23 protein-coding genes are annotated in these 26,536 nt (G+C 68.6%); 13 read left to right on the plus strand and 10 right to left on the minus strand.

Annotated features, from left to right (window positions below; all coding sequences use genetic code 11):
- Positions 1 to 110 precede the first annotated feature (110 nt).
- Positions 111 to 1,004, minus strand: coding sequence for a LysR substrate-binding domain-containing protein (locus JC881_RS04270; RefSeq protein ID WP_198784417.1), 894 nt, complete (start codon positions 1,002 to 1,004; stop codon positions 111 to 113).
- Positions 1,005 to 1,221: 217 nt separating this feature from the next.
- Between JC881_RS04270 and JC881_RS04275 the strand changes: the two genes are divergently transcribed.
- Genes JC881_RS04275 through JC881_RS04290 form a run of 4 tightly spaced genes read left to right on the plus strand, consistent with a single transcriptional unit; the run spans position 1,222 to position 5,591 of the window.
- Positions 1,222 to 2,517, plus strand: coding sequence for a c-type cytochrome (locus tag JC881_RS04275; protein WP_198784418.1), 1,296 nt, complete (start codon positions 1,222 to 1,224; stop codon positions 2,515 to 2,517).
- Entirely contained in the window at positions 2,514 to 2,990 is a 477-nt protein-coding gene (locus JC881_RS04280; RefSeq protein ID WP_198784419.1) for a (2Fe-2S)-binding protein, read from the plus strand. The genes JC881_RS04275 and JC881_RS04280 overlap by 4 nt, the downstream gene beginning before the upstream one ends.
- Positions 2,987 to 5,269: a xanthine dehydrogenase family protein molybdopterin-binding subunit gene (locus tag JC881_RS04285; RefSeq protein ID WP_198784420.1), complete on the plus strand. Its 2,283-nt coding sequence runs from the start codon at positions 2,987 to 2,989 to the stop codon at positions 5,267 to 5,269. Before JC881_RS04280 ends, JC881_RS04285 begins: the two co-directional genes overlap by 4 nt.
- Before the next feature lie 37 nt (positions 5,270 to 5,306).
- Positions 5,307 to 5,591, plus strand: coding sequence for a hypothetical protein (locus JC881_RS04290; RefSeq protein WP_198784421.1), 285 nt, complete (start codon positions 5,307 to 5,309; stop codon positions 5,589 to 5,591).
- A gap of 18 nt (positions 5,592 to 5,609) precedes the next feature.
- Here JC881_RS04290 and JC881_RS04295 read toward each other — a convergent pair whose 3' ends face one another.
- Positions 5,610 to 6,308, minus strand: a complete 699-nt coding sequence (locus tag JC881_RS04295; RefSeq protein WP_233101520.1) for a Crp/Fnr family transcriptional regulator — start codon at positions 6,306 to 6,308, stop codon at positions 5,610 to 5,612.
- A gap of 133 nt (positions 6,309 to 6,441) precedes the next feature.
- On the opposite strand from JC881_RS04295, the gene JC881_RS04300 reads away from it, so the two are divergent.
- The gene (locus tag JC881_RS04300) at positions 6,442 to 8,685 is read left to right on the plus strand and encodes a DUF6351 family protein (RefSeq protein WP_198784423.1); all 2,244 of its coding nucleotides are present in this window, start codon (positions 6,442 to 6,444) and stop codon (positions 8,683 to 8,685) included.
- Here the strand turns inward: JC881_RS04300 and JC881_RS04305 are convergent.
- Positions 8,658 to 9,581 carry a LysR family transcriptional regulator gene (locus JC881_RS04305; RefSeq protein WP_198784424.1) on the minus strand — a complete coding sequence of 308 codons (924 nt, stop codon included), beginning with the start codon at positions 9,579 to 9,581 and terminating at the stop codon, positions 8,658 to 8,660. The two genes, JC881_RS04300 and JC881_RS04305, sit on opposite strands and share 28 nt — an antisense overlap.
- 103 nt (positions 9,582 to 9,684) lie before the next feature.
- Between JC881_RS04305 and JC881_RS04310 the strand changes: the two genes are divergently transcribed.
- The 4 genes from JC881_RS04310 to JC881_RS04325 all read left to right on the plus strand — a co-directional run bounded on the left by JC881_RS04310 (position 9,685) and on the right by JC881_RS04325 (position 12,988).
- The gene (locus tag JC881_RS04310) at positions 9,685 to 10,950 is read left to right on the plus strand and encodes an SGNH/GDSL hydrolase family protein (RefSeq protein ID WP_198784425.1); all 1,266 of its coding nucleotides are present in this window, start codon (positions 9,685 to 9,687) and stop codon (positions 10,948 to 10,950) included.
- Positions 10,951 to 11,027: 77 nt separating this feature from the next.
- Entirely contained in the window at positions 11,028 to 11,255 is a 228-nt protein-coding gene (locus JC881_RS04315; RefSeq protein WP_198784426.1) for a hypothetical protein, read from the plus strand.
- Positions 11,256 to 11,291: 36 nt separating this feature from the next.
- Positions 11,292 to 11,897, plus strand: a complete 606-nt coding sequence (locus JC881_RS04320; RefSeq protein WP_198784427.1) for a 2'-5' RNA ligase family protein — start codon at positions 11,292 to 11,294, stop codon at positions 11,895 to 11,897.
- Between the two features lie 77 nt (positions 11,898 to 11,974).
- Positions 11,975 to 12,988 carry a phosphotransferase enzyme family protein gene (locus JC881_RS04325; protein WP_198784428.1) on the plus strand — a complete coding sequence of 338 codons (1,014 nt, stop codon included), beginning with the start codon at positions 11,975 to 11,977 and terminating at the stop codon, positions 12,986 to 12,988.
- A 26-nt stretch (positions 12,989 to 13,014) separates the two neighbouring features.
- Here JC881_RS04325 and JC881_RS04330 read toward each other — a convergent pair whose 3' ends face one another.
- The 4 genes from JC881_RS04330 to imuA form a co-directional block, all read right to left on the minus strand.
- The gene (locus tag JC881_RS04330) at positions 13,015 to 13,983 is read right to left on the minus strand and encodes a hypothetical protein (protein WP_198784429.1); all 969 of its coding nucleotides are present in this window, start codon (positions 13,981 to 13,983) and stop codon (positions 13,015 to 13,017) included.
- Positions 13,984 to 14,075: 92 nt separating this feature from the next.
- Positions 14,076 to 17,444: an error-prone DNA polymerase gene (locus JC881_RS04335; RefSeq protein WP_233101521.1), complete on the minus strand. Its 3,369-nt coding sequence runs from the start codon at positions 17,442 to 17,444 to the stop codon at positions 14,076 to 14,078.
- Positions 17,437 to 18,795, minus strand: a complete 1,359-nt coding sequence (locus JC881_RS04340; RefSeq protein ID WP_198784430.1) for a Y-family DNA polymerase — start codon at positions 18,793 to 18,795, stop codon at positions 17,437 to 17,439. Before JC881_RS04340 ends, JC881_RS04335 begins: the two co-directional genes overlap by 8 nt.
- A complete protein-coding gene (gene imuA / locus JC881_RS04345) occupies positions 18,764 to 19,570 on the minus strand; it encodes a translesion DNA synthesis-associated protein ImuA (RefSeq protein ID WP_198784431.1) in 807 nt (268 codons plus the stop codon). Before imuA ends, JC881_RS04340 begins: the two co-directional genes overlap by 32 nt.
- Before the next feature lie 173 nt (positions 19,571 to 19,743).
- Here imuA and JC881_RS04350 point away from each other — a divergent pair, with 173 nt between their 5' ends.
- Together JC881_RS04350 and JC881_RS04355 are read left to right on the plus strand one after the other, a co-directional pair.
- Entirely contained in the window at positions 19,744 to 20,577 is an 834-nt protein-coding gene (locus JC881_RS04350; protein ID WP_198784432.1) for a CmcJ/NvfI family oxidoreductase, read from the plus strand.
- Positions 20,574 to 21,200, plus strand: a complete 627-nt coding sequence (locus JC881_RS04355) for a 2-hydroxychromene-2-carboxylate isomerase (protein WP_198784433.1) — start codon at positions 20,574 to 20,576, stop codon at positions 21,198 to 21,200. Before JC881_RS04350 ends, JC881_RS04355 begins: the two co-directional genes overlap by 4 nt.
- On the opposite strand, the gene JC881_RS04360 is transcribed toward JC881_RS04355, so the two are convergent.
- A complete protein-coding gene (locus tag JC881_RS04360) occupies positions 21,171 to 22,100 on the minus strand; it encodes a LysR substrate-binding domain-containing protein (protein ID WP_198784898.1) in 930 nt (309 codons plus the stop codon). The genes JC881_RS04355 and JC881_RS04360 overlap by 30 nt on opposite strands.
- A 139-nt stretch (positions 22,101 to 22,239) precedes the next feature.
- On the opposite strand from JC881_RS04360, the gene JC881_RS04365 reads away from it, so the two are divergent.
- Both JC881_RS04365 and JC881_RS04370 read left to right on the plus strand, forming a co-directional pair.
- Positions 22,240 to 23,358, plus strand: a complete 1,119-nt coding sequence (locus JC881_RS04365; protein ID WP_233101522.1) for an ABC transporter substrate-binding protein — start codon at positions 22,240 to 22,242, stop codon at positions 23,356 to 23,358.
- A gap of 89 nt (positions 23,359 to 23,447) precedes the next feature.
- Positions 23,448 to 24,365 carry an aldo/keto reductase gene (locus JC881_RS04370; protein ID WP_198784899.1) on the plus strand — a complete coding sequence of 306 codons (918 nt, stop codon included), beginning with the start codon at positions 23,448 to 23,450 and terminating at the stop codon, positions 24,363 to 24,365.
- Here the strand turns inward: JC881_RS04370 and JC881_RS04375 are convergent.
- Both JC881_RS04375 and JC881_RS04380 read right to left on the minus strand, forming a co-directional pair.
- Complete coding sequence (locus tag JC881_RS04375) at positions 24,352 to 25,323, minus strand: Bug family tripartite tricarboxylate transporter substrate binding protein (RefSeq protein ID WP_198784435.1); 972 nt, start codon at positions 25,321 to 25,323, stop codon at positions 24,352 to 24,354. The genes JC881_RS04370 and JC881_RS04375 overlap by 14 nt on opposite strands.
- Positions 25,324 to 25,345: 22 nt before the next feature.
- Complete coding sequence (locus tag JC881_RS04380; RefSeq protein WP_198784436.1) at positions 25,346 to 26,473, minus strand: porin; 1,128 nt, start codon at positions 26,471 to 26,473, stop codon at positions 25,346 to 25,348.
- Positions 26,474 to 26,536 lie beyond the last annotated feature (63 nt).

Below are 26,536 nucleotides of genomic sequence, written 5' to 3' on the forward strand. Positions count from 1 at the left end.
AGTGCAGACGGTGTGCTGCATCCGATGCCCGGATTCTGAGCAGCGGGCTCTCCGGAGGGAACGACAAAGGCACGCACCCAGCTTTCGCGGATCGCGAAAGCTGGAAGGGGTTAACCCGCGCAGAGGTGGTCGATGAGGGTTCGCACGTGGCGCGGCACCGCGCCCGCGTCGCGCAGGCCGATCACCAGGCGACGGCGGGTCCAGTCGTCCTCGAGCGTGATCTCGCGCAGGTTCATCGAGCGCAGGTGCGGCTGGATCGCCTCGCGCGGCAGCACCGCCACGCCCATGCCCGCGGCGACCATCTGGCACATCGCATCGAAGCTGCGCACCTGGATGCGCAGCTTCAGGCGCCGCCCGAGCGTCTCGGTCGCGGCCTGCAGGCGCTGCGCGAGCGAGGTGGCGCCCGAGAGGCTCACGAAGTCGCAGTCGCAGGCCTCCTCGAAACGCACGCTCTTGCGGCGCGCGAGCGGGTGGCCGCGCGGCACCACCAGCACGAGGCGGTCTTCGCGGTAGTTCACGATGTCCAGGCCCAGCGTGGGCGTGCGGTCCGCGAAGATGCCGACGTCGGCGCGGCCGTCGAGCACGGCCAGCACGATCTCGCTGCTGTTCTGCTCCTCGAGCTCGATGCGGATGCCGGGGTTGGCGGCCACGAAGCTTGCGAGCTCGCGCGGCAGGAACTGCGTCACGGCCGAGGTGTTGACCCACAGGCGCACCACGCCCACCACGCCCGAGGCGTAGTCCGACAGGTCGGCCGAGAGCTGCTCGACGTCGTTGAGGATGCGCTGCGCATGCCGGCGCAGCGCATCGCCCGCGACGGTGAGCGTGACGCCGCGCGAATGCCGCTCGAAGAGTTCGGTGCCCACCGCGGCCTCGAGGTCGGAGATGCGCTTGCTGGCCGCACCCACCGCCAGGTGCGCGAGTTCGGCGCCCTTGCTGATGCTGCCGGTGCGCACCACGAGGTTGAAGAGCGAGAGCGAGACGAGGTCGAGGCGGTGCAGGTTCACGGCTGCGTGCGGTGCCTGGAGGCGGAGTGAAAAGCGGGAGGCCATTGTGCGCGCCGGAACCTGATCGGCCCCTCAACGCTTTCCCTTTCCCCTTCGCTTTTGTTAGGCCCGAATGAGCATCCGAGCACGCTGCCTGGTTATTGCAGCAGGCGAAAACACACGAGGTTTCGATCCGTAAGATCGCGCCCCAACGCCGCGAGGCGCAACGAGAGCTCGCATGAAATTCAGGTTATGGATGGCAACGCTGGCCGTCATCGCGGCTGCGGCCGTCGGCGCCGGCGCCTATGCATGGCAGCCGTCCATCGACGCCCTGCCCGACCGCCCCGTACCGACCGACAACCCCGCGCTGCTCGCGCAAGGCGCACGCATCGCGGCGCAGGGCGACTGCATGGTCTGCCACACCAGCGCACATGGCAAGCCCTACGCGGGCGGCCTGCCGCTGAAGACGCCCTTCGGCACGATCTACAGCACCAACATCACGCCCGACACGGCCACCGGCATCGGCAGCTGGTCGCTCGCGGCCTTCGAGCGCGCGATGCACTCGGGCGTCTCGCGCGACGGGCACCTGCTGTATCCGGCCTTTCCCTACGCGCACTTCACGCGGATGACGCAAGAAGACGTCGGCGCGCTCTATGCGTACCTCATGGCGCGCACGCCGGCCGAGTCCAGGCCGCCGGAAAACGAGCTCGTGTTTCCGCTCGGCTTCAGGCCGCTGGTGGCGGGATGGAACCTGCTGTTCCTGCAGCGCGGGCCGCTGCCTGCACCGGCCACGCCGCAGTCCGCCGAATGGCTGCGCGGCCAGTACCTCGTCGAAGGCGCGGGGCACTGCGCGGCCTGCCATACGCCGATGAACATGCTCGGCGCCGAGAAAAGCGGCCAGGCCTTCGCCGGCAACCTGATCGACGGCTGGGAAGCGCCGCCGCTCAATGCGCTGGCATCGAAGTCGCCCAGGCCGTGGACGCGCGAACAGCTCGCGGCGTACCTGCGCACCGGCCTTTCGAGCGAACACGGCGCCGCCTCCGGCCCGATGCGTCCGGTGACTCAGCACATGGCCGATGTGCCCGAGGACGATGTGCGCGCGATCGCGACGTACATCCTCGCGCTCGACACCAAGGCGCCGGCACCATCCGCATCGACAACACCCGCACCCGCACCGGCCGTCGCCACGGCAGGCCAGCGCGTCGACAGCGGCGCAGCCCTGTTCGCCGGTGCGTGCGCCGGCTGCCACGCCGCCACCGCCCCGATGGGCACGATCGGCGAGCGGCCTTCGCTGGCCCTGAGCACGGCCATCAACGCCGACAGCGCGCGCAACGCGATCCGCACCGTGCTCGGCGGCAATCCATGGAACGGCTCCACGGCGGCGCATTTCATGCCGCCCTTCGCCGACGCACTGAGCGATGCGCAGATCGCCGAAGTCCTGACCTACGTGCGCGCCAGTTCCACGAAGCGGCCGCCCTGGCCCGACCTGGAGAAGGACGTCGCCCACATCCGCAACGAGGCATCGCCGAAATGATCACCCTGACCGTCAACGGCACCGACCACGCGCTGGACATCGACCCCTCGATGCCGCTGCTCTACGCGCTGCGCAACCACCTGAAGCTCAACGGCGCGAAGTACGGCTGCGGCCTGGGCCAATGCGGCGCCTGCACCGTCATCGTCGACAAGCGCCCGGTGTTCTCGTGCCTCATGCCGGTGTCGGCCGTGGGCAAGCGCGCGGTGCGCACCATCGAAGGTCTGGGCAGCGCCGAGAAGCCCGCGCCGATCCAGAGGGCCTTCATGGACCAGCAGGGCGCGCAGTGCGGCTACTGCATCGCGGGCATGGTGATGCGCGCGCAGGCGCTGCTCGACGAGCAGCCCGGTGCGAACGAGGAAGAAATCCGCCGCCACATGCAGCCCAACCTCTGCCGATGCGGCACGCACATGCGCATCGTCGCGGCGATCGTGCAGGCCTCGCAGACGATGGCGCGCAAGGGAGCGGCCGCATGAGTGCGCAACCCTTAGAGACCGTTCGCGGTCCGTCGCGCCGCCACTTCCTCGCGGCCGGCTCGCTGACGGTGAGCTTCGCGCTCTGGCCGGCTGCTTCCGCATTGGCGCAGCAAGCCACAGAGGCCGCCGCACCCGTCGCTGTAGATGGCGGCGCGGCCAAGCTGCCGGGCGACCTCGGCAGCTCGCCGATGCTCGATGCGTGGATTCGCATCGACGAGAAAGGCGCGATCACCGTCTTCACCGGCAAGGCCGAACTCGGCACGGGCATCCGCACCGCGTTCATCCAGATCGCGGCCGAGCAGTTGGGCGTGCTGCCGCCGGCCATCCACCTCGTCACCGCAGACACCGGCGCAACGCCCAACGAGGGCTACACCGCGGGCAGCCACTCGACGGCCGACAGCGGCACGGCGATCCTGCATGCGGCCGCGCAGGTGCGCGCGCTGCTGCTGGGTACGGCAGCTACCAAGCTCGGCGTGGCGGCCGATCAGCTCACGGCGCGCGACGGCAAGATCACTTCGGCCGACGGGCGCAGCCTGAGCTACGGCGATGCCGTCAGCGGCCTGGACCTGCACCGCCGCGCCGAGCCGCGCTCCGAACTGGTCGAGCCTGCGAAGCACCGCGTCATCGGCCAGTCGCTGCGCCGCGTCGACATTCCCGGCAAGGTCACGGGCGGCGCGAGCTACGTGCAGGACATGCGCCTGCCGGGCATGGTGCATGCGCGCATCGTGCGGCCGCCGTCGTACGGCGCCACGCTCACGGCGCTCGACAGCGCAGCCGTCGAGAAGATGCCGGGCGTTCTGAAGGTGGTGCGCGACGGCAGCTTCGTCGCAGTCGTCGCGGAGGACGAGTGGCAGGCCATCCAGGCGATGCGCGCCTTGACCGGCGCCGCGCGCTGGCAGCCGCAGGCCGCGCCGCTGCCCACGCCCGCCACCATCGCCGAGACGCTGATGAAGCTGCCGGCCCGCGAGATCCACGTCGGCGACCGGCATGGCACCGCGGCGCCCTCAGCAAAGACGCTGCATGCGCGCTTCACCAAGCCCTATCTCGCGCACGCATCGATCGGCCCTTCGTGTGCGGTCGCGCAGTTCGACGCCGAGGGCGCCAAGCTCAGCGTCTGGACGCATTCGCAGGGCGTGTTCCCGATGCGCGCGGCGCTGGCCGAGCTGCTGTCGATGAAGCCCGAGGACATCCGCTGCATCCACGTCGAAGGCTCGGGCTGCTATGGCCACAACGCCGCCGACGATGCGGGCGCCGAGGCCGCGCTCATCGCGCGCGCCCTGCCCGGCAAGCCGGTGCGCGTGCAGTGGATGCGCGAAGACGAATTCACCTGGGAGCCCTTCGGCCCCGCGATGGTCACCGACGTGAAGGCCTCGCTCGATGCCGACGGGCGCGTGGTCGACTGGCAGTACGAGATCTGGAGCAACTCGCACAACCAGCGGCTGGACAACGCGGGCCGCTTCATCTCCGCGCAGTACCTGGCCAAGCCCTTCGTGCCCGCGCCGCCCAAGCCGATCCCGATGCCCGAGGGCGGCGGCGACCGCAACAGCCTGCCGCTGTACAACTTTGCGAACTACGAGGTGCAGCACCACTTCCTGCCCGACATGCCGGTGCGCGTCTCGGCGATGCGGGGCCTGGGTGCGTTCATGAACGTCTTCACCATCGAGAGCTTCATGGACGAGCTGGCCGCGGCCGCGGGCGCCGACCCGGTCGCGTTCCGGCTCAAGCACCTCGATGATCCGCGCGCGCGCGATGTGGTCAACCTGGCCGCGCAGCGCTTCGGCTGGGATGCGAAACGCAAGCGCGTGCCCCACCGCGGCGTGGGCTTCTCGTTCGCGCAGTACAAGAACCTCATGAGCTACCTCGCGCTCGCGGTCGAAATTTCGATCGTGCCCGAGACCGGCGAGGTGCGCATCGAGCGCGCGGTGGCGGCCATCGATTGCGGGCAGGTGGTCAACCCCGACGGCGTGCGCAACCAGGTCGAGGGCGGCATCCTGCAATCGTCCAGCTGGGCGTTGTTCGAGCAGGTGCAGTACGACAGCCAGCGCATCCGCAGCCACGACTGGAGTGGCTACCCGATCATGCGGTTTTCCGAGGTACCGCGAAAGGTAGAGGTGCACCTCATCGACCGCCCGGGCGCGCCGTTTCTCGGCACCGGCGAAGCATCACAAGGGCCTGCGCCGGCGGCGATGGCCAATGCGATCGCCGATGCCACCGGACGGCGGCTGCGCACGCTGCCTTTGGCGGCCGAGGGCCGGCTCAAGGAATACCGCACGGGCTGAGACGCACGGTCACGCGCATCACGTAGCATCGCGGCCCATGAGCTACACCGTGAAACTGATCGACTTCCCCGACGCGCCGCACGACGTCATCGCCACCGCCGAGACGCGCTTTCGCCGCGAACTGGACAAGCTGCTGGGCGACAACGTCGAGCCCGCACTGAAAGCGTTCGAGAACGCGAGCGAATCCAGCGCCGACGAACTCACCAAGGACGAGATCGCGCTGGCCGCGAGCTGGGCCAAGGCCTACGAAGCGGCGAAGACGGCGGGCTTTCGCGCGCTCGGCGAAGCCGACGAGGCGTACTTCGAAGTCCGCGTGGCGTGATGCCGCGCTGATTGCGCTTCAGGCGCTGCGCACAGGCGGCACGCCGGTGTCGATGGCCTTGTAGTTGACCAGCCCGCCCAGGTCGAGCACCGTGAGGCCGCGCTTCTCCAGGCGAATGAGCTGCAATGCCTGCAGGCGCTGCAGCGCCACGTTCACGCGCTGCCGAGACACATTGGCCAAAAGGCCGATCTCGACCTGCCCCACTTCCAGGAAGCGCGGGGCGTCCGGGTACAGGTCGGGGTTGAAAAGGCTCGCGAGGCAATTGGCGACGCGCGCATCGGTATCGAGCAGCCGCTCGTGCGCGAGCGCGCCGATGAAGAGGCTCAGCCGCGCATTCAGCAAATCCTGCAGGTAGTGGTTGAACGGCACGCTGGTGCCGCGCAGCCATTCGAAGGTGCGGCGCGGCATCAGCGCCACGCGCGTGGGCCGCAGCGCCATCACGTCGTAGCGGCGCGCCTCGTGCTTGAAGAGCGAGCCTTCGCCGAACCACACGCCGGCCGAGACGCCTGTGAGCGTGGAGACGCGCCCGTCTTCCGAGGCCACCGACATCTTGGCGAAGCCGTCGATGAGCCCCATCCAGTGCTCGACCATCTGACCCGCCCGCGCGATGCAGGCGCCGCGCGCGAACTGCCGCTCCTGCATGCTGCCGAGCACATGCTCGACGTCGGCGGGCGAGAGGCCCGCCGCCCAGCGCGAGTGCCGGACCATGTCTTCCATCGCATGCGCCGCCGGCGCCGGTGCGGAATCAGGGATTACCTCTAGCGATTGGCGCCTCATGTGTCGTCGCGACGACCGCAGCGTGGAACGTCCATCCTTAATCTTCCAATACACATAACAGAAGGAGACATCCATGCTCGCTACACCTCGCCGCCCGCACAAGCGGGTTTCTCCGTGGCCCCGTGCCCAGGTCGCCGCCGCAGGCATCGCGATGGCCGGCGCGCTGCTCGTCGCAGGCTGCGGCGGCGGGTCCGATGGCGGCTCGGTGTTTCCGTTCATTCCCGGCGCGAGCCCGCCGCCTGCCACGCAGACGCCTGCCGCGTTCCAGGTCAAGACGCTCTCTTCGGCACCCGACATGGTGAGCGGCGGCGACGCGCTCGTCGAAGTGACCGCGCCCGTGGGCGTCGCGCTCGACAAGGTGCGCGTGAGCCTCAACGGAAAAGACGTGACCTCGCAGGTGCCCGTGGTCAACCCCACGACGCGCGTGCTGCGCGGCCTCGTGACCGGCCTCACGACCGATGCGGCCAGCACCACCGGCAGCGTCAACACGCTCGTGGTGAGCAACGCCGACGTGGCGGCGCAGCGCACCGAAGCCAAGCTGGTCAACTACCCGATCACCGGGCCGATCCTCTCGGGCCCGCACATCTCGCCCTACGAATGCCGCACGGTGCAGAACGGCCTGGGCGCGGCGCTCGATGCCGACTGCTCGGCCGCGACGCAGGTGGTCTGGTACTACCGCACCAACACCAACGTCTTCAAGCCGCTCGCGGACCCCACCGGCGCGCGCCCGGCAGATCTTGTGACCACCACCACCAACGACGGCACCATGGTGCCCTACATCGTGCGCGTGGAGTCGGGCACCATCAACCGCGGCGTGTACCGGCTCGCAGTGCTCGACAACCCCAGTAAGGATGCGCCCGCCGCGTGGAAGCCCGGCCCGGGGTGGAACAAGAAGCTCGTCGCCTACTTCGACTGCTGCGGCTCGGCGCAATACAACCAGGGCGTGCACCCGATCGAGACGATCCTGGGCGACGTCGGCCACATCCAGCTCTCGCGCGGCTTCGCCTTCATGAATTCGACCGAGCTCTGGAACAACCAGCACGCCAACCCGCACCTGCAGGGCGAGACGCTGATGATGATGAAGGAGCACGTCATCGAGGAATTCGGCGAGGTGCCCAAGTGGACCGCCGGCTTCGGCGGCTCGGGCGGCGCGATCCAGCAGTACCTGATCGCGCAGCTCTACCCGGGGCTGCTGGACGGCATCCAGCCCATCGTGTCGTTCCCCGAGACGCTGATGCCCGAGGTGATGGAGTGCCGGCTGCTCAACAACGTCTACAAGCTGGACGCCGCCTGGACGCCCGCCAAGCAGAACGCGGTGAACGGCTTCAACACGAACACCTGCCTGTCATGGGACGCGGCCTTCGCGAGCATCATCAAGTCGGACAACGCAGCGGGCTGCGGGTTCATCGAGCCGGCCAACGTGGCGAACGTCTTCAACCGCGCGACCAAGACGACCGGCATCCGCTGCGACCTGTTCCAGACCAACGTGAACCTGCTGGGCAAGCGCCCCGGCACGCAGGAGGCACGCCGGCCGCTGGACAACATCGGCCTGCAGTACGGCCTGAAGGCGCTGAACAGCGGCGCGATCTCGGTGAAGGAATTCCTCGACCTGAACGAGAAGGTCGGCGGCTACGACGGCGACGGCAATCCGCAGGCCGCGCGCTCCGAGGCCGACCCCGATGCGCTCAAGCTCACCTACGCGGGCGGCTTCAAGAACGGCTTCAGGGGACCGGGCCTGGCAAACATTCCGATCATCTCGCAGCGCGGCAACGCCGATGCGGTGGGCGACATCCACGACACGACGCAGGACCTGATCATCCGCGCCCGCCTGCAGCGCGCCAACGGGCGCAGCGACAACCAGATCATCTGGACGCTGGGCTCCACCTCGGGCTACGACTACATGAGCGGCTCGATCGACCTCCTGAACAAGTGGCTGGACAACATGGCGGCCGACCCAGCGCCCGCCTCGATCGACAAGGTGGTGCGCAACAAGCCCGCGGGCGCCAACGACGCCTGCTGGAACAAGACCGGCACGCGCATCGACGAGCCCGCATCGATGGACCCCGCGGCCAGCTGCAACACGGTGTACCCGCGCTTCACGACGCCGCGCCTCGTGGCCGGCTCGCCGATGGTGAACGACGTGCTCAAGTGCCAGCTCAAGCCGGTCAACGCCGCCGACTACTCGGTGACGATCGCCGGTGCCGATCTCGCCCGGCTGCAGACGATCTTCCCGAGCGGCGTGTGCGACTGGAGCAAGCCCGGCGCGGGCCAGGAGCTGCTGCGCGGCACCTACCTGCGCCTGCCGCTCGTCAACTGACGAGGGCTCCTTCCCGGCAGTTGCGCCACGCGCTCTGCCAGGAAGTCCACCAGCACGCGCACGCGCAGCGGCTGGTGGCGGCGCGGCGCATAGAGCAGGTGCACCTCCTGCGCCGGGCCGGTATGGCGCGCGAGCACGCGCACCAGGCGGCCATCGGCCAGGTGGTCGGCCACCATCCACGTGGGTTGCAGCGAAATGCCGGCGCCGCCGAGCACGCTGTCGAGCATGGCCACCGCGTTGTTCACGCGGTAGCGGCTGCGCACCGGCACGGTCACCACGCCTTCCGGGCCTTGCAGCAGCACGCCGTCGTCGCCGGCGGCGTAGCGGATGTAGTCGTGCGAGAGCAGGTCCTTCGGGTTGCGGGGCTTGCCGCGCGCGGCCACGTAGCCGGGTGACGCGACGAGCACGCGCGGCCATGCGCCGAGGTGCTTGGCGACGAGGTCCGGCGGCAATGCGCCGCCGACGCGCAGCGATACATCGATGCGCTCCTCGCGCGGATCGACGAAGCGGTCGTCGAGCACCAGTTCGAGTTCGATGTCCGGATACAGCCGCAGGAACTCGACCGCCATCGCGTTGAGATGCCGCTGCCCCATGGTGACCGGCGCGCTCACGCGCAAGAGGCCTTGCGGCTGCTGCACCTGCTCGCGCGCATCGGCGACCGCGTCGCCGTAGTCCTCCAGCACGCGGCGGGCGCGCTCGTGAAAGCGCTGGCCTTCCTCGGTGAGGCTCAGGCCCGTGGCGGCGCGGCGCAGCAGGCGAACGCCCAGCGAGCGCTCCAGTCCCGCGACCAGCTTGCTGATGGTGGGCTGCGTGGTGTCGAGCGCGCGGGCCGCGCCCGAGAGGCTGCCGAGTTCGACGCTGTGCACGAAGGCCGAGAGCGCGCGCAAGGTGTCCATGGTGTATTCGATTCGGGAATGCGGTGGATGCAATTTTGCCATCTACCCATCCGAAATCGCATGGCAGAAAGTCGAGGCCTCGCTTCACTTTCAAGGACACCACATGAACGCCTCCACCCTCGGATCGATCCTCAAGCACGGCGCCGCGGCGCTGACCCTCGCGGGCATGGCTGCCGCATCGGCGGCGCCGGCCTACTGGAGCCCCAGCTGGATGGCCAGCACCCAACCGATCTGGGGCGGCGACTTCGTGCTGCCGAGCGGCCTGCCCTTCCAGTTCAACCAGCAAACCATTCGCCAGGTGGCGCGCCTGAGCATCGGCGGCGCGAAGCTGCGCGTGGTGATCAGCAACGAAGGCGGCACGGCGCCGCTGTACATCGGCGCGGCGCGCGTGGCGCGGCATGCCGAAGGTTCGGCCATCGTCGATGGCACGGACCGCGCATTGCGCTTCGGCGGACAGGCCGACGTGACCGTGCCGCCCGGCGCGCGCCTTGTCAGCGACCCGGTCGACCTGCCGCTGCCCGCGCTCAGCGAGGTCGCGGTGTCGCTCTATCTGCCGAAGCCGAGCCAGCCCGCGGGCTTTCATTTCGATGCGCGCGAGACGGCGTACGTCGCGAGCGGCGACCTGACCGGCGCCGCGCGAATGCCGGCTGCGGCGTCGCAATGGAGCACGCGCGTCTACGTCAGCGGCCTGATTGTCGAAAGGCCCACGCCGCCGGCCACCGTCGTCGCGCTCGGCGACTCGATCACCGACGGCAACGGCGCCACGCCCGGCGCCAACACGCGCTGGCCCGATGCCTTGGCCGAGCGCCTGGCCCCGCGCGGCGTCGGCGTGCTGAACGCCGGCATCTCCGGAGGCCGACTGATGAAAGACGGCATGGGCCGCGCCGGGCTCGAGCGCGCGGCGCGCGATGCGTTCGCGCAGCCGGGCGTGCGCGCCGTGATCGTGCTGCTGGGCACCAACGACATCGGCTGGCCCGGCGGCCCGTTCGCACCGCAGGAACCAGCGATGCGCGCGGAAGAACTCATCCAGGGATTCCGCCAGTTGATCGCGATGGCCCATGCCCACAACGTACGCATCGTGGCCGGCACGATCACGCCCAACGAACGCGCACTGGAAGGCACGCCGCTCGAAGGCCATCACTCGGCCGAGAAAGACAAGGTGCGCCAGGCCGTGAACCGCTGGATTCGCGAGAGCGGCGCGTTCGATGCGGTGGTCGACTTCGATGCGCTGCTGCGCGATCCGGCGCGCCCGATGCGCCTCAAAGCTGCGATGGATTCGGGCGATCACCTGCACCCGGGCGATGCGGGCTACAAGGCGATGGCGGCCGCGATCGACCTCGATGCCCTCTTGGGTAACGATTCAAAATAGGCCGCAAATATACTGTACATAAATACAGTCTTTTCTCTAGAATGGATCGTCTCCAAGAACAACTTCGAGGCGACTCCATGACCACCGCCAATCCGCCTGCGCCCTCTGCGCAGGTTCTTTTTTTCTCTTCCGCCCGGCGGCATCCGATGCAGCCGCGGCAACGCGCAGGCCGGATCTCCACCTGGCCCTTCCGCGTGGTCCGGGAACACGGCCACGGCGACAGCAACGAGAGGGATGACGTCCGCGTTCAGGCGGCGCGCGTCATCCGCACGACGGCCGAGCATTGGTGGCCGCCGGAGACCTGAACCGCCTTTCACTTCATCCTTGCCAGGAGAGATCCAATGGACGACTTCAACCGTGGCGACGACTTCCCGGACGAGCCGGAGCCCGAGTGGGATTCCCCCTCTTTCGAGAGAAGGCGGCACCTTCTCATCGCGCTGTTTCCCGATCGCAACGTGCAAGCAGCCATCGAGAAACATCGCGAAGACTGGATCTGGCCGAAGGGCCACTACTTTCCAAGCAGCGAGCGAATGCATCTGACGCTTCACTGTTTCGCGGACCAGCCGCCAGCGATGGAGAAGCGCCTGCGCGACGCGCTCGCACAGGTGCCGATGCAGGCGATGAATCTCGTGCTGGACAACTCACGCACCTGGCGCAGCAAGATCGCTGTCGTGCGGCCCGCCGAGCACGAGGGCCTGAAAGCGCTGTACACGAACATCAGCCGTGCTGTGCAGAAGGCGGGCATCGTCACCGAAACACCGACGTTCACGCCGCACATCACCATCGCGCGGCGAACCGAGGGCGCGGCGTATCCGATGAGCCTGCAGCCGATCCCGTGGCGCGTGAGGAAATTCCTGCTCGTGCGCTCGTTCACGTCGCATCCCGTCGAGCACCAGGTGCTGGCCACCTACGAGGCTGACGAAGAAGACAAAGAAGACGGCGTCTGACACGGGGAAGTCAGCTTTCGTGGCCTTATCGGGTGAGACAATTTTCGGCGCCCATCGAACGAACGCCCTCACCCTGCATGCTGACACCCCCCGATATCGCCCACGACACCATTCAAAAGTGCCTCGCCGAAACCTACGGCCTCCAGGCGACGCACACCGAATTTCTCCCTCTGGGCGCCGACGTCCATTCCGCGGTTTTTCGCGTGCAGGCGAACGACGGCACGGCGTACTTCCTGAAGCTGCGCAGCGGCGATTTCGACACGGCGGCCGTTGCCGTGCCGGCCTTTCTTCATCACGACAAAGGCATCACCGCGGTGATGGCGCCGCTGCCGGCAACGGACCGCCAACTCAGCGTGCAGCGCGACGGCTTCGACTGGATGCTCTATCCCTTCTTCGAAGGCCGCAACGGCTTCGAACGCGCGTTGACGGCGGCGCAATGGACCGCCCTCGGCGCAGCCTTGAACGCCATTCATCGCACCGATTTGCCGCCCGCCCTGCTCGCCAGCATCCCCAAGGAAACCTATGCGCACCAGTGGCGCGAAGGCGTCAGGCGCTACCAGCGCCGCTTCATCAACGGCTTCGGGGGCGACGCCATCGTCCAGCGGTTCCAGGCCTTCTGGGCGCAGCATGACGAGGAGATCGACACGCTGGTCTATCGCAGCGAGCAGCTTGCGTCGATCCTGCTGGAGAAGGCATTGCCGCAGGTCGTGTGCCATGCGGACATCCACGCCGGCAATGTGCTGCTGGGAGACGACGACCGGCTGGCCATCGTCGACTGGGACACGCTGGTGCTCGCGCCCAAGGAACGCGACCTGATGTTCATCGGCGGCGGTGTCGGGCACGTGTGGAACCAGTCGCAGGAAGAGGCGCAGTTCTACCAGGGCTATGGCGCGGCGGACATCGACCCGGTCGCGCTCGCCTATTACCGCCACGAGCGCATCGTGCGCGACATCCTCGAGATCAGCGACCAGGTCTTCGATGCGTCCGCGAGCACCGAAGACCGCGAAGAGGCCATGCGCCAGATGGCGAGCCAGTTCCAGCCCGGCGACGTCGTCGCCATCGCGCACCAAAGCTACGAAGCGGTCACCTGATCCGGTGCTGATCCCGTGCGGGTCCTCTAGATCAGCATGTCCTGCACGTCGTCGTCGAAGCCCGCAATGGGCTGCGCCTTGGCCAGCGCGAGCCACACCCCGAACGGAATGCGCTCGATCGGCCGGTGCACCGCGGCGCGCGCCACCACGAGGCGTTCGCCTTCGAGCACCAGCACGCCGCACTCGGCCGGAATCTCCTCGGGCGTGGCGATGCAGCGGCCACGCGCATCGTTGCCCAGCACGTACCAGCACTCGCCGCCCAGGTCGAGGTAAGCGGCGCGCTTGTCGGGCTTGCGCAGGTCGCCCAGCAGGTCGGCGCGGCTGACCTTCACCTCGTGGACGATCGGGTGCGCATAGGCCTCGACGCTGGTGTTGCGGATCGAAAACACATCGGGCCGCGCCATGCACCAGCGCGGCTTGCCGCCCTCACCCTCACCCTCTCCCTTTCCTTTTTCATCTTCCAGCGGCGGCAGGCGCGCGCGCAGGCCCAGGCCGCGCCATGCGATGCGGCCGCCGCGCGTCATCTCGCGCGCGACGCGTTCGACCAGCGCCTCGTGCGGCGTCAGCGCCGCGCGGTTGAGGGTGAGCGTGGTCGCGATGCGGGCGATGCCGGCATCGGTCACGCGCAGGGTCTCGTGGCCATGCGATGTGCGCACGCGTTCGAGAAAACCGCCGGCCAGCAGTTCGACCTCGATGCCGTCGCAGCACGGCCAGCCGGCCGAGCGGTAGATCTCGCGCAGGCGCCGCGCATGCAGCTTGCCGAAGGGCACCGCCGCATCGGGTGCCGCGGTCTGCATCGGCGGCGGCTCGACCACGGGCGGTGGAAATCCGGGGTCGGTGACCGGTGGCACGACGGGTGGCGGATCGCCTTCGGGCGGAGGCGGCGGTGGTGGCTGCGGCACCGGATTCGGAACGTCCGGCGCGGGCGGCGGCGGACCGATCGGCATGGCAACGAGAGGGTCGATGGGATCGAGTGCTAGTGCGAGTGCGGACATGGGGGAACAGGTTAGCGAAAAGTCGTGGGGCGCGCGAGGCGTGGAACGATCGGTTGCATCCGTCGCCGTCGCCCGTGTCGTGGCCCGCTCGGTCAATGGAAATCCCGGCTGGTGTTGCTTTGCGCGAGCCGGCCCATGAGCGGCGTCAGGTCCTTGAAGCCGGTGGCGACCAGGTGCTGCACCTTGCCGCCGCTGTCGTCGTCGCGCTGCCAGGTGCCCTGCACCGCGAGCAGGTGCGACTTCAGCAAAGGCTCGCGCCACGCGTCGATGACATGGTTCCAGACGATCACGTTGACGTTGCCCGTCTCGTCCTCCAGCGTGACGAAGATCGTGCCGTTGGCCGTTCCGGGCCGCTGGCGCCCCTTGACGATGCCGCAGGCGCGCACGGTGCGGCCGGTGGGCTGCGCGCGCAGCTCCTCCGCGCTCATGAGCTTCATGCGCGCCAGGCGCGGGCGCAGCAGCGCGAGCGGATGGCGGCGCAGCGTGAGGCCGAGCGATGCGTAATCGCCGACGATCTCCTCGCCCTCGGGCGCCGCGGGCAGCAGCAGCACCTGCTCGTTGATCGGCACGCCCTTGAGCAGGGCCGGCGCGCGGCTCCCCATGCCGCGCGTGGCGGTGGCGTCCCACACCTGCTGGCGGCGATGGCCCGAGAGCGACATCAGCGCATCGGCCGCGGCGAGCGCGGCCATGTCCTTGCTGTCGAGTTCGGCGCGCAGGGCGAGGTCTTCGGTGCTGGTGAAAGGCGCCTGTTCGCGGGCGTTGAGCAAGCGTTCGACGCCGCCTTTGCTGAGGCTGGCGATGCGGTTCAGGCCGAGCCGCACCGCGGGCTGGTTCTCGTTGCCCAGGCGCTCGGCGTAGCGCGCATCGGTGCCCGGCGGCACGCGCGGTGCATCGTGGGCGCGGGGTTCGAGCGTGGTGTCAAGGTCGCTGCACGTGACATCGACCGGGCGCACTTCGACGCCGTGCCTGCGCGCGTCCTGCACCAGCTGCGAGGGGCTGTAGAAGCCCATCGGCTGCGAGTCGAGCAATGCCGCAAGAAAGCACGCGGGCTCGTAGTTCTTGAGCCAGCTGCTCACGGTGACCAGCAGTGCGAAGCTCGCGGCATGGCTTTCAGGGAAGCCGTAGTCGCCGAAGCCGAGGATCTGCTTGAAGATGGCTTCGGCGAATTCCAGCTTGTAGCCATTGCCCGTCATGCCTTTGACGAGCTTCTCCTGGAATTTTTCGAGCCCACCTTTGCGCTTCCATGCGGCCATCGCGCGGCGCAACTGATCGGCCTCGTCGGCCGTGAACTTGGCCGCGATCATGGCGATCTGCATCACCTGCTCCTGGAAGATCGGGATGCCCAGCGTGCGCTTCAGCGCCGGCTTCAGTTCGTCTTTTTCATAGAGGATCGGCAAGCCCTTGCGCACCCGCTCGCGCTGCTTGAGATACGGATGCACCATGCCGCCCTGGATGGGACCGGGCCGCACGATCGCCACCTCGATCACCAGGTCTTCGTAGCAGCGCGGCTTCAGGCGCGGCAGCATCGACATCTGCGCCCGGCTCTCGATCTGGAACACGCCGATGGTGTCGGCGTCGCAGATCATGTCGAACACTTTCTGGTCGTCGTTGGGGATGTGGTGCATCTGCACCATCGAGTTGCGCCAGCGGTTCATGTGGTCGAGCCCGCGACGGATCGCGCTGAGCATGCCGAGCGCGAGCACGTCGACCTTGAGCATGCCCATGGCTTCGAGATCGTCCTTTTCCCACTGGATGACGGAGCGGTCTTTCATCGACGCCTTCTCGACCGGCACGAGCCGCGTGAGCTTGGTGTGCGTGAGCACGAAGCCGCCCACGTGCTGGCTCAGGTGGCGCGGAAAGCCCTTGAGCCGCTGCGTCATCTCGATCCACTGCACGAGCTTGAGTTCGTCCTCCTTCACGCCGGCGCGCGCGCATGCGGCATTCAACTGCTCGCCGAGCACGGCATCGTCGAACCAGTAGTGGTCCTTGGCGAACTCGTCGACCAGCCGCTCGTCGATGCCGATGGCCTTGCCCACGTCGCGCAACGCGCTTCGCGAGCGATAGCAGATGACGACGGCGGCGATGGCGGCGCGCTCGCGGCCGTATTTCTTGTAGATGTACTGGATGACTTCTTCGCGGCGCTGATGCTCGAAGTCCACATCGATGTCGGGCGGTTCGTTGCGGTGGCGGCTCAAGAACCGCTCGAACAGCAAGGTGCCTTTGTCGGGATCGATCGCGGTGATGCCGAGGCAGAAACACACCGCCGAATTGGCCGAGGACCCGCGTCCCTGGCAAAGGATGTCCTGCGAACGCGCGAAGTTCACGATGTCTTCCACCGTGAGGAAGAACATCTCGTACTTGAGCTCGACGATCAGCGCGAGCTCCTTCTCCACCTGCGCGCGCACCTTGTCGGGAATGCCGTTCGGATAGTGCCTGGCGGCGCCTTCCCAGGTCTTGCGCACCAGCGTCTGCACGGGCGTCTCGCTGTTGCCCACGGTTTCGAGCGGGTATTTGTAGTTCTCCCGGATCACCGCCGGATCGAAGCTGCACCGACTGGCCACCACCAGCGTATTGGCCAGCATTTCGGGCAAATAGAGCTCGGCAAGTTGCATCCGCAATCGCAGATGCCGCTCCGCATTCGACTGCAGCGCAAAGCCGCACTCGGCCACGGTCTTGCCTTCGCGCACGGCCGTCAGCACGTCGTGCAAGGGCTTGCAACTGCGCGCGTGCATGTGCACATCGCCGGCCGCCACGAGCGGCACGCCGGCCTGCTCGCCCGCCTGCATCAGCGTGACGAACCACAGGTCGTCATCGAGTTCGTTGAGCATCTCCACGGCCAGCCAGAGGTTCTCGCCATAGAGCGCCTTGGCGGCCAGCAGGTCTTCCAGCAGCGTGGCGGCATCCATCGCGCCGCCCGGGTTGCGATGCGGCGCGAAAAGAATCTGGCAGCGCTGCAGCGAGGCCACGTCGCTGTCCTCCCAGCTCACGCGGTACTCGCCCTTGGGCAACTCGGTGTTGCGCGCGGCGGTGATGAATTCACACAGGTTGCCCCACCCCTCGGTGTCGTTCGCGATCACCACGAGCCTGAAGCGCTCGAAGCGGAACTCGCTGCCGTACAGCAGGCGGAAATCGAGGTTGCGCGGGATCGGCGGCTCGTCGGGGTTCTCGCGTTCGTATGCGTCGAGCGTGCGTTCCATGTCGCGCCTGCAGACGTACGCCCGCACGATGCCGGCCACCGAGCACTCGTCGGTGATCGCCAGCGCCGCATACCCCAGCTGGTACGCGCGCTCGACCACTTCCTCGGGCGTCGAGGCGCCGCGCTGGAAGCTGAAGTTCGTGAGGCAGTGCAGTTCGGCGTAGTCCGGCAACGCCGCCACGGCTTTCTTGCGCAACGGCACCGGCAGCGCATGCACCTTGGCGGGCTGGCGCTTGCGTTCCTGCTTGTCGCTGAGCTCAGGCATAGAGCCCCTGCAGATACCAGCGCACCTCGCCCGAAGAAAACCGCGCCGAGGGTCGTTCGCGAAAGATCCACACGAGCCCCGCTTCGGGGCTTTCGGCGACGTAGTAATCGCGTATCGCCGGCTGGCCGCCGTCTTCCTTGCCGCCCCACCAGCCGGCCTCCACGCGCTGCGGCCCGACGAGCTTGCTGAGCGGGCCGCGGTAGCACGGGCGCTCGCCGTCCATCTCGAGCAAAAGCGGTTCGGGCAGCAGCCACGGCGGGTAGATCGCATCGGGCTGCTGCGACTGAGACTGCGCCGCGGCCTTCGCTTCCTTGCGGGACTTGTCCAGCGCCTTGTCTTTCTGCAGCGCGGGCCGCCAGGCCTGCTTGCGCTCGGGCCGGTGGTCGGCCTCTGCGCAGGGCACCACCACCTGGTGCGCGCCGAGCCGCACGCTCAGGCGCTCGACCATCTCGTGCAGCTTGTCGCCCTTGCGGTTGTCCTCGGGCAAAAAACTGGTGCTGGCGCCGGCCCACGGATCGGTCTCCAGCGTACGCAGCCGGAGCCAGCTCGCGGGCGCGGCGAGCGTGGTGAGGGCCAGTTTCTCGGACAGCAGGCGGCGCAGGTGCGCCAGGTCCTGCGTGGGCTCGGCCGTGCGCACGGTGACCTGCTGGTGCGGCGGCAGGTTCACGCCGTTGAAGCGCTTGAGGTCGAGCGTCCACTGCAGCTCGAGCGCGCGCGCGCCGCGCTGGCGGGCGCGCAGCCAGATCTGCAGCGCCGAGAGCAGGCGGTTGGCCGACCACATGAGTTCGGGCGCGGTCTCGGCGAGCGCGGGCAGCTCCAGCTTCTGCTCGAACACATCGGGCAGCGTGAGCCAGTCGTGGCTTTCGGGGCGCAGGCCCCAGGCCGTGTCGAGCGCCGTGCGCAACTCGGTGCCGAAGCGCCGCGTGAGGCCGCCGCGCGGCAAGGCGGCCACCTCGCCCCAGGTGCGGCAGCCCAGGCGCGCGAGCAGGTCGAGGTGGGGGCGCGCGGCGGTCAGCGTGTCCAGCGGCAGGCCGGCCGGGATGTCTTTGGGCCGCGGCTCGTTGTCTTCGAACAGGCGCAGCCGCGCGAGCGCGATGAGGCTAGTGGCGCCTTGGGCGCCGAGCATGCGCACATCGGGCGCGGGATTGACGGCGACCAACTGGCGCATCAACTGCAGCCGCCCGCCCCACAGACGCTCGCAGGCAGAGACTTCGAGCATGAGCGCCTCGTCCTGCCAGGCGACGTGCGGCGTGTATTCCAGCGCCCACCAGCCCAGCGCCTCGGGCGTGGGCAGCTGCGGCGCGTCGGGCGCGTCGGTTTCAAGCGACCACCGCAATGCGATCCAGTGCATTGAGGCCTCCCTTCCATGCGTCGATGCGCACCACGGTCGACGAGCCCGCCGATTCGCCGACCGGCACCGTGCCCTGCTGCTGCAGGCGCAGCTTGCGGCGCAGCCGGGCGGCGGCCAGCAGCGCGGTCATGCGGTCATTCCGCGCCGGCAGCATCACCGGCGAAGCCAGCGGCGGGCCGCGGCGCTTGAGGATGCGCAATTCGATCTGCGATGCATCGGCCTCGCAGGTCTCCACCTGAAGACGCAGCCGCGCGGGAGACGCGCCCCGCGCGGCCGATTCGGGCCGGCATACGAAAAGCAGCACGTCATGCTGCGCGGCCGCCAGCTGCAGACGCCGCAACTCGCCCACGCGCGCCTGCGGCAACCACGCCAGCACGGCGGCCACGTCCGCGCAGCGCAGCGCCTGCTCGCAGGCCCAGAGGCGCGCAGCGGGCGCCTCGCTCCTGACCCACATCAGCGCCTCCACCGGCAGCCCCTGCGCCGCGAGCGACGGTCCGCAGGGCTCGTAGGGCGCGCCGATCAGCACCACCGGCCCGCCGCGCGCCTCCACGGCCTGCGCCAGCGCGGGCAGCAGCAGCCGCCAGACATGCGCTTCGGGCGCGCCCTGCAGCAACTCCGTCATCGCGCCGACCGGCCAGCCGCCGCCGGGCAATTCGGCGTCGAGCGCGGCGTGGCCGGTCGCGACGACCTGCGCGTCGGCCAGGCCGAGTTCGTCGGCATGCCAGACGCCACGGCCTGCGGCGGCGGAAAAGGAGTCGAGGAAAGGGAGGCCCATGATGCAACTGTTAACTGTATTTTTATACAGTATTTCATGGCCTGGCAAGACGGAAGAAGGCTTTCTTCGCGGCAGGCCTTTTCATATTCCTTTGGCTCATGCCAAGGCGCGCAGAAGTCGTTTGAGCCGGCACCGCGCTTTCGCTCCAATGCCCTGAGGAAAAGGAGCCCCGCATGAACCACCCCACCGTCACCGCCGGCCTGAACTACCTGCAGCCTTGCGCGCTGCGCCCCTTCAGCTACACCTTCGCGCCGCCGCCCGGCACGCCCTGGGAAAGCGGCACCTACGAGCTGCGCGCCACACCGATCGCGGATGCACGCGCGGCGGCCACGCCGCCCGACATCGAGCGCGAAGGCTTCGTGCTGCGCGATGCGCCCACGGCCGTCTCCGATTTCCTGGACGACGCCCAGGTCACCGCCATCTACCACCGCGAAGTCGCCGAACTGGCGCTCGCGGTCACGGGCGGCGCGCGGGCCCATGTGTTCGACCACCTGGTGCGCCGGCGCGAGGCCGATCGCACCGCCCTGAGCTTCGGGCGGCGCGCCACCGACGGCAAGGCGGCCGCCAACGGCCGCATCCACAACGACTACACCGAGGACTCCGGCCGCCGCCGGCTGGCCATGGTGCTGACCGACCCCGCCGAAGCCGCGGCCGTGCGGCGCTACTGCATCGTCAACATCTGGCGCTCGATCAAGGGGCCGGTGCTCGACACGCCGCTGGCCGTCTGCGACGCGCGCTCGGTGATGGCGAAAGACCTGGTGAATGCCGAGGTGCGCTACCCGCGCCGCACCGGCGAGATCTACCTGGCCACGCATTCGCCCATGCACCGCTGGTCGTACTTTTCCGCGATGGACCGGCACGAGGCGCTGGTCTTCAAGCAGTACGACTCGCAACTCAGTGGCGTCTCGCGCTACACGCCGCACGCGGCCTTCGACCACCCCGATGCGCCCGCCGACGCGCCGCTGCGCGAGAGCATCGAGGCCCGCTGCCTGGTGGTGTTCGAATGACGCCGCGCGCCCTCCCCGTGCTTGATTTCTGGTTCGACTTCGGCAGCAACTACAGCTACCTGAGCGCGATGCGCATCGAGGACGAAGCGGCCCGCCACCACGTGCGCATCCGCTGGCAGCCCTTTCTGCTCGGGCCGATCTTCCGGTCCTTCGGCTGGGCCTCGTCGCCCTTCGTGCTGCAGAAGGAAAAAGGCGACTACACGTGGAAGGACATGGCGCGCCAGTGCCGCAGGTACGGCCTGCCGTGGCGGCAGCCCACGCAATTTCCGAGGTCCGCCGTGCTGCCGCTGCGCATTGCGCTCGTGGGCGCGGCGCAGCCCTGGATGGGCGAGTTCTGCCGGCGCACGATGGCCATGAACTTCGCCGAAGACCGCGACATCGATTCGCCGCAGGCCATGCGCGACCTGCTGGCCGCGCTCGGCCTGCCCGCGCACCGGATCATCGAGGAGGCGCTGTCCGACGCGAACAAGGCGCGGCTGCGGCGCCAGACGGACATCGCGGCCGAGAAAGGCATCTTCGGAGCGCCCACCTTCTTCGCCGGCGACGAGATGTTCTGGGGCAACGACCGCCTCGACGAGGCGATGGCATTCGGCTCAGGGAACGGCGCCCACGGCCTCGCGTGACTGCCGCGCCTCGGCCACCAGCCAATCGGCCACGTGGCGCACCTCTTCGCGTGGCGCGTCTTCGGCCTGGATCAGCCAGTAGGCGTGCCCCGAGGCCTGCGCGGGCGCCGGCGAATCCACGCGCACCAGGCGCTTTTCGTCGAGCAGCGGCTGGATCAGTTCGAGCCGCCCCAGCGCCACGCCCTGCCCGGCCAGCGCGGCCTGGATCAACTGGTCGTACTGGTTGAAGTGCAGCACGGCCTGCGGTTTCGCCTCGGCCCACCCGACCGAGGCCAGCCAGCCGTGCCATTGCAGCCACGGGTGCTGCGGATCGTCGAAGTCGAGCAGGCACAGGCGCGAGATGGCCTCGGCCGCGCGCAGCGTCTTCAGGCGCAGCGAGGGATGCGCCACCGGCGCCACCGTTTCCCCGAAGAGCCGCAGCGCCCCGGCCGGTGCCAGCGCGGGTGTGGTGTAGCGGATCGCGAGGTCGATGCCCTCGCGGCGCAGGTCGGCGAGCCGGTTGTTGGCCGAGACGCGAACGTCCACGCCCGGATGCAGCTTCTGCACCCGGCTGAGCCGCGGCAGCAGCCAGAGCCCCGTCATGCCGATGCTGGCGCTGAGCGTCACGGGACGCTGCTCGCCCGCCTGGCGGATGCCGCCCATCACGTCCTGCAGCTGCTGCACCGCGCCGTCCGCGCTGCGAAAGAGCCGCTCGCCCTCGGCGGTGAAAGAGATCGAACGGTGGCCTCGCACCAGCAGCTTCACGCCCAGTTGCTCCTCGAGCGCATGGACCTGCTTGCTGACCGCCGACTGGGTGAGGCACAGGTCTTGCGCCGCGAGCGAGATGCTCATGCGCCGCCCCACCGCGACAAAACCCCGCACGAGGTCCAGCGAAGACAATCGGAGGAGCGAGAGTGGCATTCCCATGGTGAATATGAGGCCGGATTCTGATGCCGCGCGTGCTGCACCGCAACCAAAGAGCGATTTACCCGGAAGGTCTCGCGCTTTAAGATGACTTTATTAACAGTTTGTGACCATGACACACAAAAAGATTCATCTGATGGCTTCCGCCTTTGCCGCCTCCGTCCTCGCTGTCTTTCTCGGACTGTCTGCTTCGGCGCATGCCCAGACCGGCAAGCCCCTGCTGATCGGCCAGACCTACGTGCAGACCGGCCCGCTCGCGTCGCTCTCGACCGAGCCGCTGGTGGGCATCCGTGCCATGTTCACCGCGCTGAACGCGAACGGCGGCATCAACGGCCGGCCGGTCGAGTTGCGCCAGCTGGACGACGCCTACGACCCCGCCAAGGGCGCCGAGAACGTCAAGACCTTCGCGAAAGACGGCGCTATCGGCGTGCTGATGCCCATCGGCACCTCGTCGTCGGTCGGCGCGATCAAGGCGGCCAACGAACTGAAGATTCCCGTCGTCGGCCCGTACACGGGAGCGGGCCCGGTGGTGAAGTTCACCGAGTACGGCTTTCCGGTGCGCATCAGCTTCGACGAGGAGTACAGCCGCATCGTGAACCACCTGTTCACCATCGGCCTCTCGCGCATCGCCTTCGCGCACAACGACAACCCGGGCGCGCGCTCGGCGATGGAGAGCACGCAGAAGTTCATTGCCGAGCGCGGCGAGAAGATGGTCGGCAGCGTCGCCATCAAGAACGACGGCTCCGACGCCGCCGAGCGCGCGGCCGAGCTGGCCAAGCTCAAGCCCAAGGCGGTGGTGCTGTCGGCCACCAACGACGTGGCGGCCAAGTTCATCACCGCCTACCGCGCGGCGGGCGGCGAGACGGCGTTCTATTCGTTCTCTTTCCTGAACGGGCAAAAGCTCTTCCAGGACATCAAGAAGGACGCGGCCGGCGTGGTCATCTCGCAGGTCGTGCCCTACCCGTGGAACAGCGCAATGCCCGTCATCGCCGAGTACCAGGCCGCGATGAAGAAGATCGGCGTGAACGATTTCAGCTACGCGAGCCTGGAGGGCTACGTCACGGCCAAGGTCATGGTCGAAGGCCTGAAGCGCGCGGGCGCGAACCCCACGCCCGAGTCGCTGCAGAAGGGCCTGGAGTCGTTCAAGACGCTGGACATCGGCGGCATCGCCGTCTCGTACCGGGCGGGCGAGCACCGCGGGCTGACGTTCTCGGAACTCTCGATGCTCAAGGCCGACGGGCGCTACCTGCGCTGAGGCCTTTCGCCCGGGGGCCTGGCGGGCGCAGAATTTCGTTCGTGACGACGCCCATCACGAACGAGCCCCACCTTCCGGTCATTCCCGCGATGACGCGCGCGCAGCTGCTGCGCCTCGGCGCGGCGCTCTGCGCAGGCGCCGCGCTCCCCTCCTTCGCCCAGCAACCAGGCAGGCCCGCGATGCAGATGACCACCCGCCCCATTCCCTCCACGAAGGAAGCCCTGCCGGTCATCGGCTGCGGCACCTGGATCGGCTTCGACCAGCGCCCCGGCACCGACGAGTACAAGCGCCTGCCTGGCGTGCTCGAGGCGCTCTTCGCGGCGGGCGGCACGGCGATCGACAGCTCGCCGATGTACGGCCGCTCCGAGGAAACCACCGGCGAGCTGCTGGCCGCCACGAAGCCTCGCACCAGGCCCTTCCTCGCGACCAAGGTCTGGACCTCGGGCCGCGAGGCCGGCATCGCGCAGATGGAGCAGTCGTTCGCGCGGCTGCGCACCAAAGAGCTGGACCTGATGCAGGTGCACAACCTCGTCGACTGGCGCACGCACCTGGCCACCCTGCGCGGCTGGAAGGACAAGGGCCGCGTGCGCTACATCGGCATCACGCACTACACCGTCTCGGCCTACGACGAGGTCGAGGCCGTGCTGCGCGCCGAGAAGCTCGACTTTCTGCAGATCAACTACTCGCTCGACGCGCGCGATGCCGAACAGCGCCTGCTGCCGCTCGCGGCCGAGCGCGGCGTGGCGGTGATCGTCAACATGCCCTTCGGCGGCGGCGGTTTGCTTCGGCGCCTGCGCGACAGGCCGCTGCCCGCCTGGGCCGGCGAGATCGGCTGCACGAGCTGGGCGCAGGTGCTCTTGAAGTTCGTGCTGAGCCACCCGGCCGTGACCTGCGCGATCCCCGGCACGGGCCGCGCCGAGCACATGGCCGACAACGCCGCGGCCGGCGCGGGCACCTTCCCCGATGCGGCCTTCTGGCGCCGCGAAGCCGCCGCTATTCGAACTTGACGTTGTGCTCCCGCACCGTCGCGCCGAAGGCGTCGTACTGCGTGCGGAAGAACTCGGTGAACTTCGCGGGGCTCATGCCGTAGCCCTCGAAGCCCTGCTGCACCAGCTGCGCATGCACGTCGGGCCGCTTGAGCGTGTTCTGCAGCTCCTGCGAGAGCCTGTCGGTGATCGCCTGCGGCAGCCCCGGCGGCCCGAAGAAGCCGGCCCACGGCGTGATGGTGAGCTTGCCCAGCCCGAGCTCGCCGCCCGTGGGCACATCGGGCAGCAAACCGCTGCGCTGCGGCAGCAGCGTGACCAGCGCGCGGATGCGCCCCTCCTTCACGAAGCCCGGCGCCAGCGTGCCGGTGGTGAACATCATGTGGATCTGCCCGCCCAGGAGGTCGGTCATCGCCTGCATGTCGCCCTTGTAGCGCGCGTTGACCACCTTGCGCTCGCCCAGCAGTTGCAGCATCGCGAGCTCCGAGGCGCTGTTGCTCGATGCCGAGTTGTAGGCGCCGGGCTTCGCGGCCACCATCGCCAGCAGCTCGTTCACACTCTTCACCGGCAGGCTCGATGGCACCACCAGGAACATCGAGAACTGCCCCGCCGAGCTGATCGGCGTGAAGGCCTTGAACGGGTCGTAGGGCGAGGTCGGCCGCAGCGTGGGCGCCGCGACCATCGCGGTGTTGGTGCCCATCAGCAGCGTGTAGCCGTCGGGCTTGGCCGATGAAGTGGCCTGCGCCGCGAGCACGCCGTCGGCGCCCGGGCGGTTCTCCACGATCACCTGCTGGCCGAGCTGTTTCGAGAGCCCCTCCGCGATGATCCGCGTGAGCGAATCGGCGCCGCCGCCGGGCGCGAAGCCGACAATCAGCCGCAAGGGCTTGTTCGGATAGGCGTCGGCGCTCCACGCTGCCGTGCCGGGCAGCACCGTCGTTGTGAGGGCGGCAACGGCCGCGAGGGCCAGGTCTCTGCGTCGCATGAAAGGCTCCTTTCAAAAGAGATCAGAAGAGATGCCGCACACCGAACTCCCACCCCGACGAGCGCCGCCCGCCCGCCGGCGCCACGCCGCCGCTCACCACGTAGCGCGCCTGCCCGCTGTTCATCAGCCGCGCGTAGGTGCCGTAGAGCGCGGTGCGCTTGGAGAGGTTGTGCACGTAGCCGATGCCGAACTGGCGCGCGTCGTCGCGGTTGCGCGGCATGCCGTTGGCGTTGCGCAGGCTCTCGTCGCTGCGGTCGTCGAGATACGCGTAGCTCACGCGGATGCGCCCGACCTCGAAGGCCGGGATGTGCGCGCCGATCTCGGCGGTGTTCTTGCGCACCGTGCCGCCGGCGATCTTCACCGTCACCTTGTTGTAGAGCGCGAAGAACTTCGCAAAGCCCGCGTCCCACGAGCCGCCGATGTTGGCGTGCGTGTAGTTGCCGATGGTGGAGGTGGCGTTGAAGTGCGAGCGCGTCACGGCCGCCGCGATGTCGAACGCGCCCGAGGCGAACCCGAAGCGCGCGCCGCCGAAGTTGCCGTCGTCGCGGTTCGGCGCGGTGGAGTCGTTCTCGCCCGTGCCGACCATCGCCATGCCGTAGAAGCCCCCCAGCTTGGCCGGCAGCCAGTAGCTCACCGTGTTGCTGCCGGTGATGGCCGTGGGCAGCGGCCCGGTGCCCGCGCCCGCGAACGTGAGGTTGCCCGCGCGCGCCACACCGTTGGCGTTGAAGGGGTCGAAGTAGATGCTGTTGTAGTGCGTTGGAATGAAGTCGTGGCCCAGCCGCACCTCGCCCAGCGAATCGTGCGAGAGGCTCACGAAGGACATGCGGTCGAAGCTGATCGGCCCCGCCGCGCCCGCGCCGCTCGTCTGGTTGTTGCTGTTGCTCGGCCGGCCGGTGCCCAGGTCCGGGTTCAGGCTGCCTTCGAGCCAGAAGCCCGCGCGCAGGCCGCCACCCAGATCCTCGGTGCCGCGAAAGCCGATGCGGCTGGTCGAGAGGCCGCCGTTCGACAGCGCCTTGACCGAGCCGCCGCCCTCGCCCTTGGTGTACTGCACGCCCAGGTCCATCACGCCAAACAGCGTGACGCTCGATTGCGCATGCGCCGCGCCGCTGCTGGCAAGGCCGAGGGCCGACCACATCAAAAGTCTCTTCATGGTTTCTTGTCTCCTGCTCTTTTCTTCGTTGAAAACTCGGGATCGCGCGCAGGGCTGCGCCAC

It is taken from the genome of Variovorax sp. IB41, assembly GCF_016405905.1.
Classification (GTDB): Bacteria; Pseudomonadota; Gammaproteobacteria; order Burkholderiales; family Burkholderiaceae_C; genus Variovorax.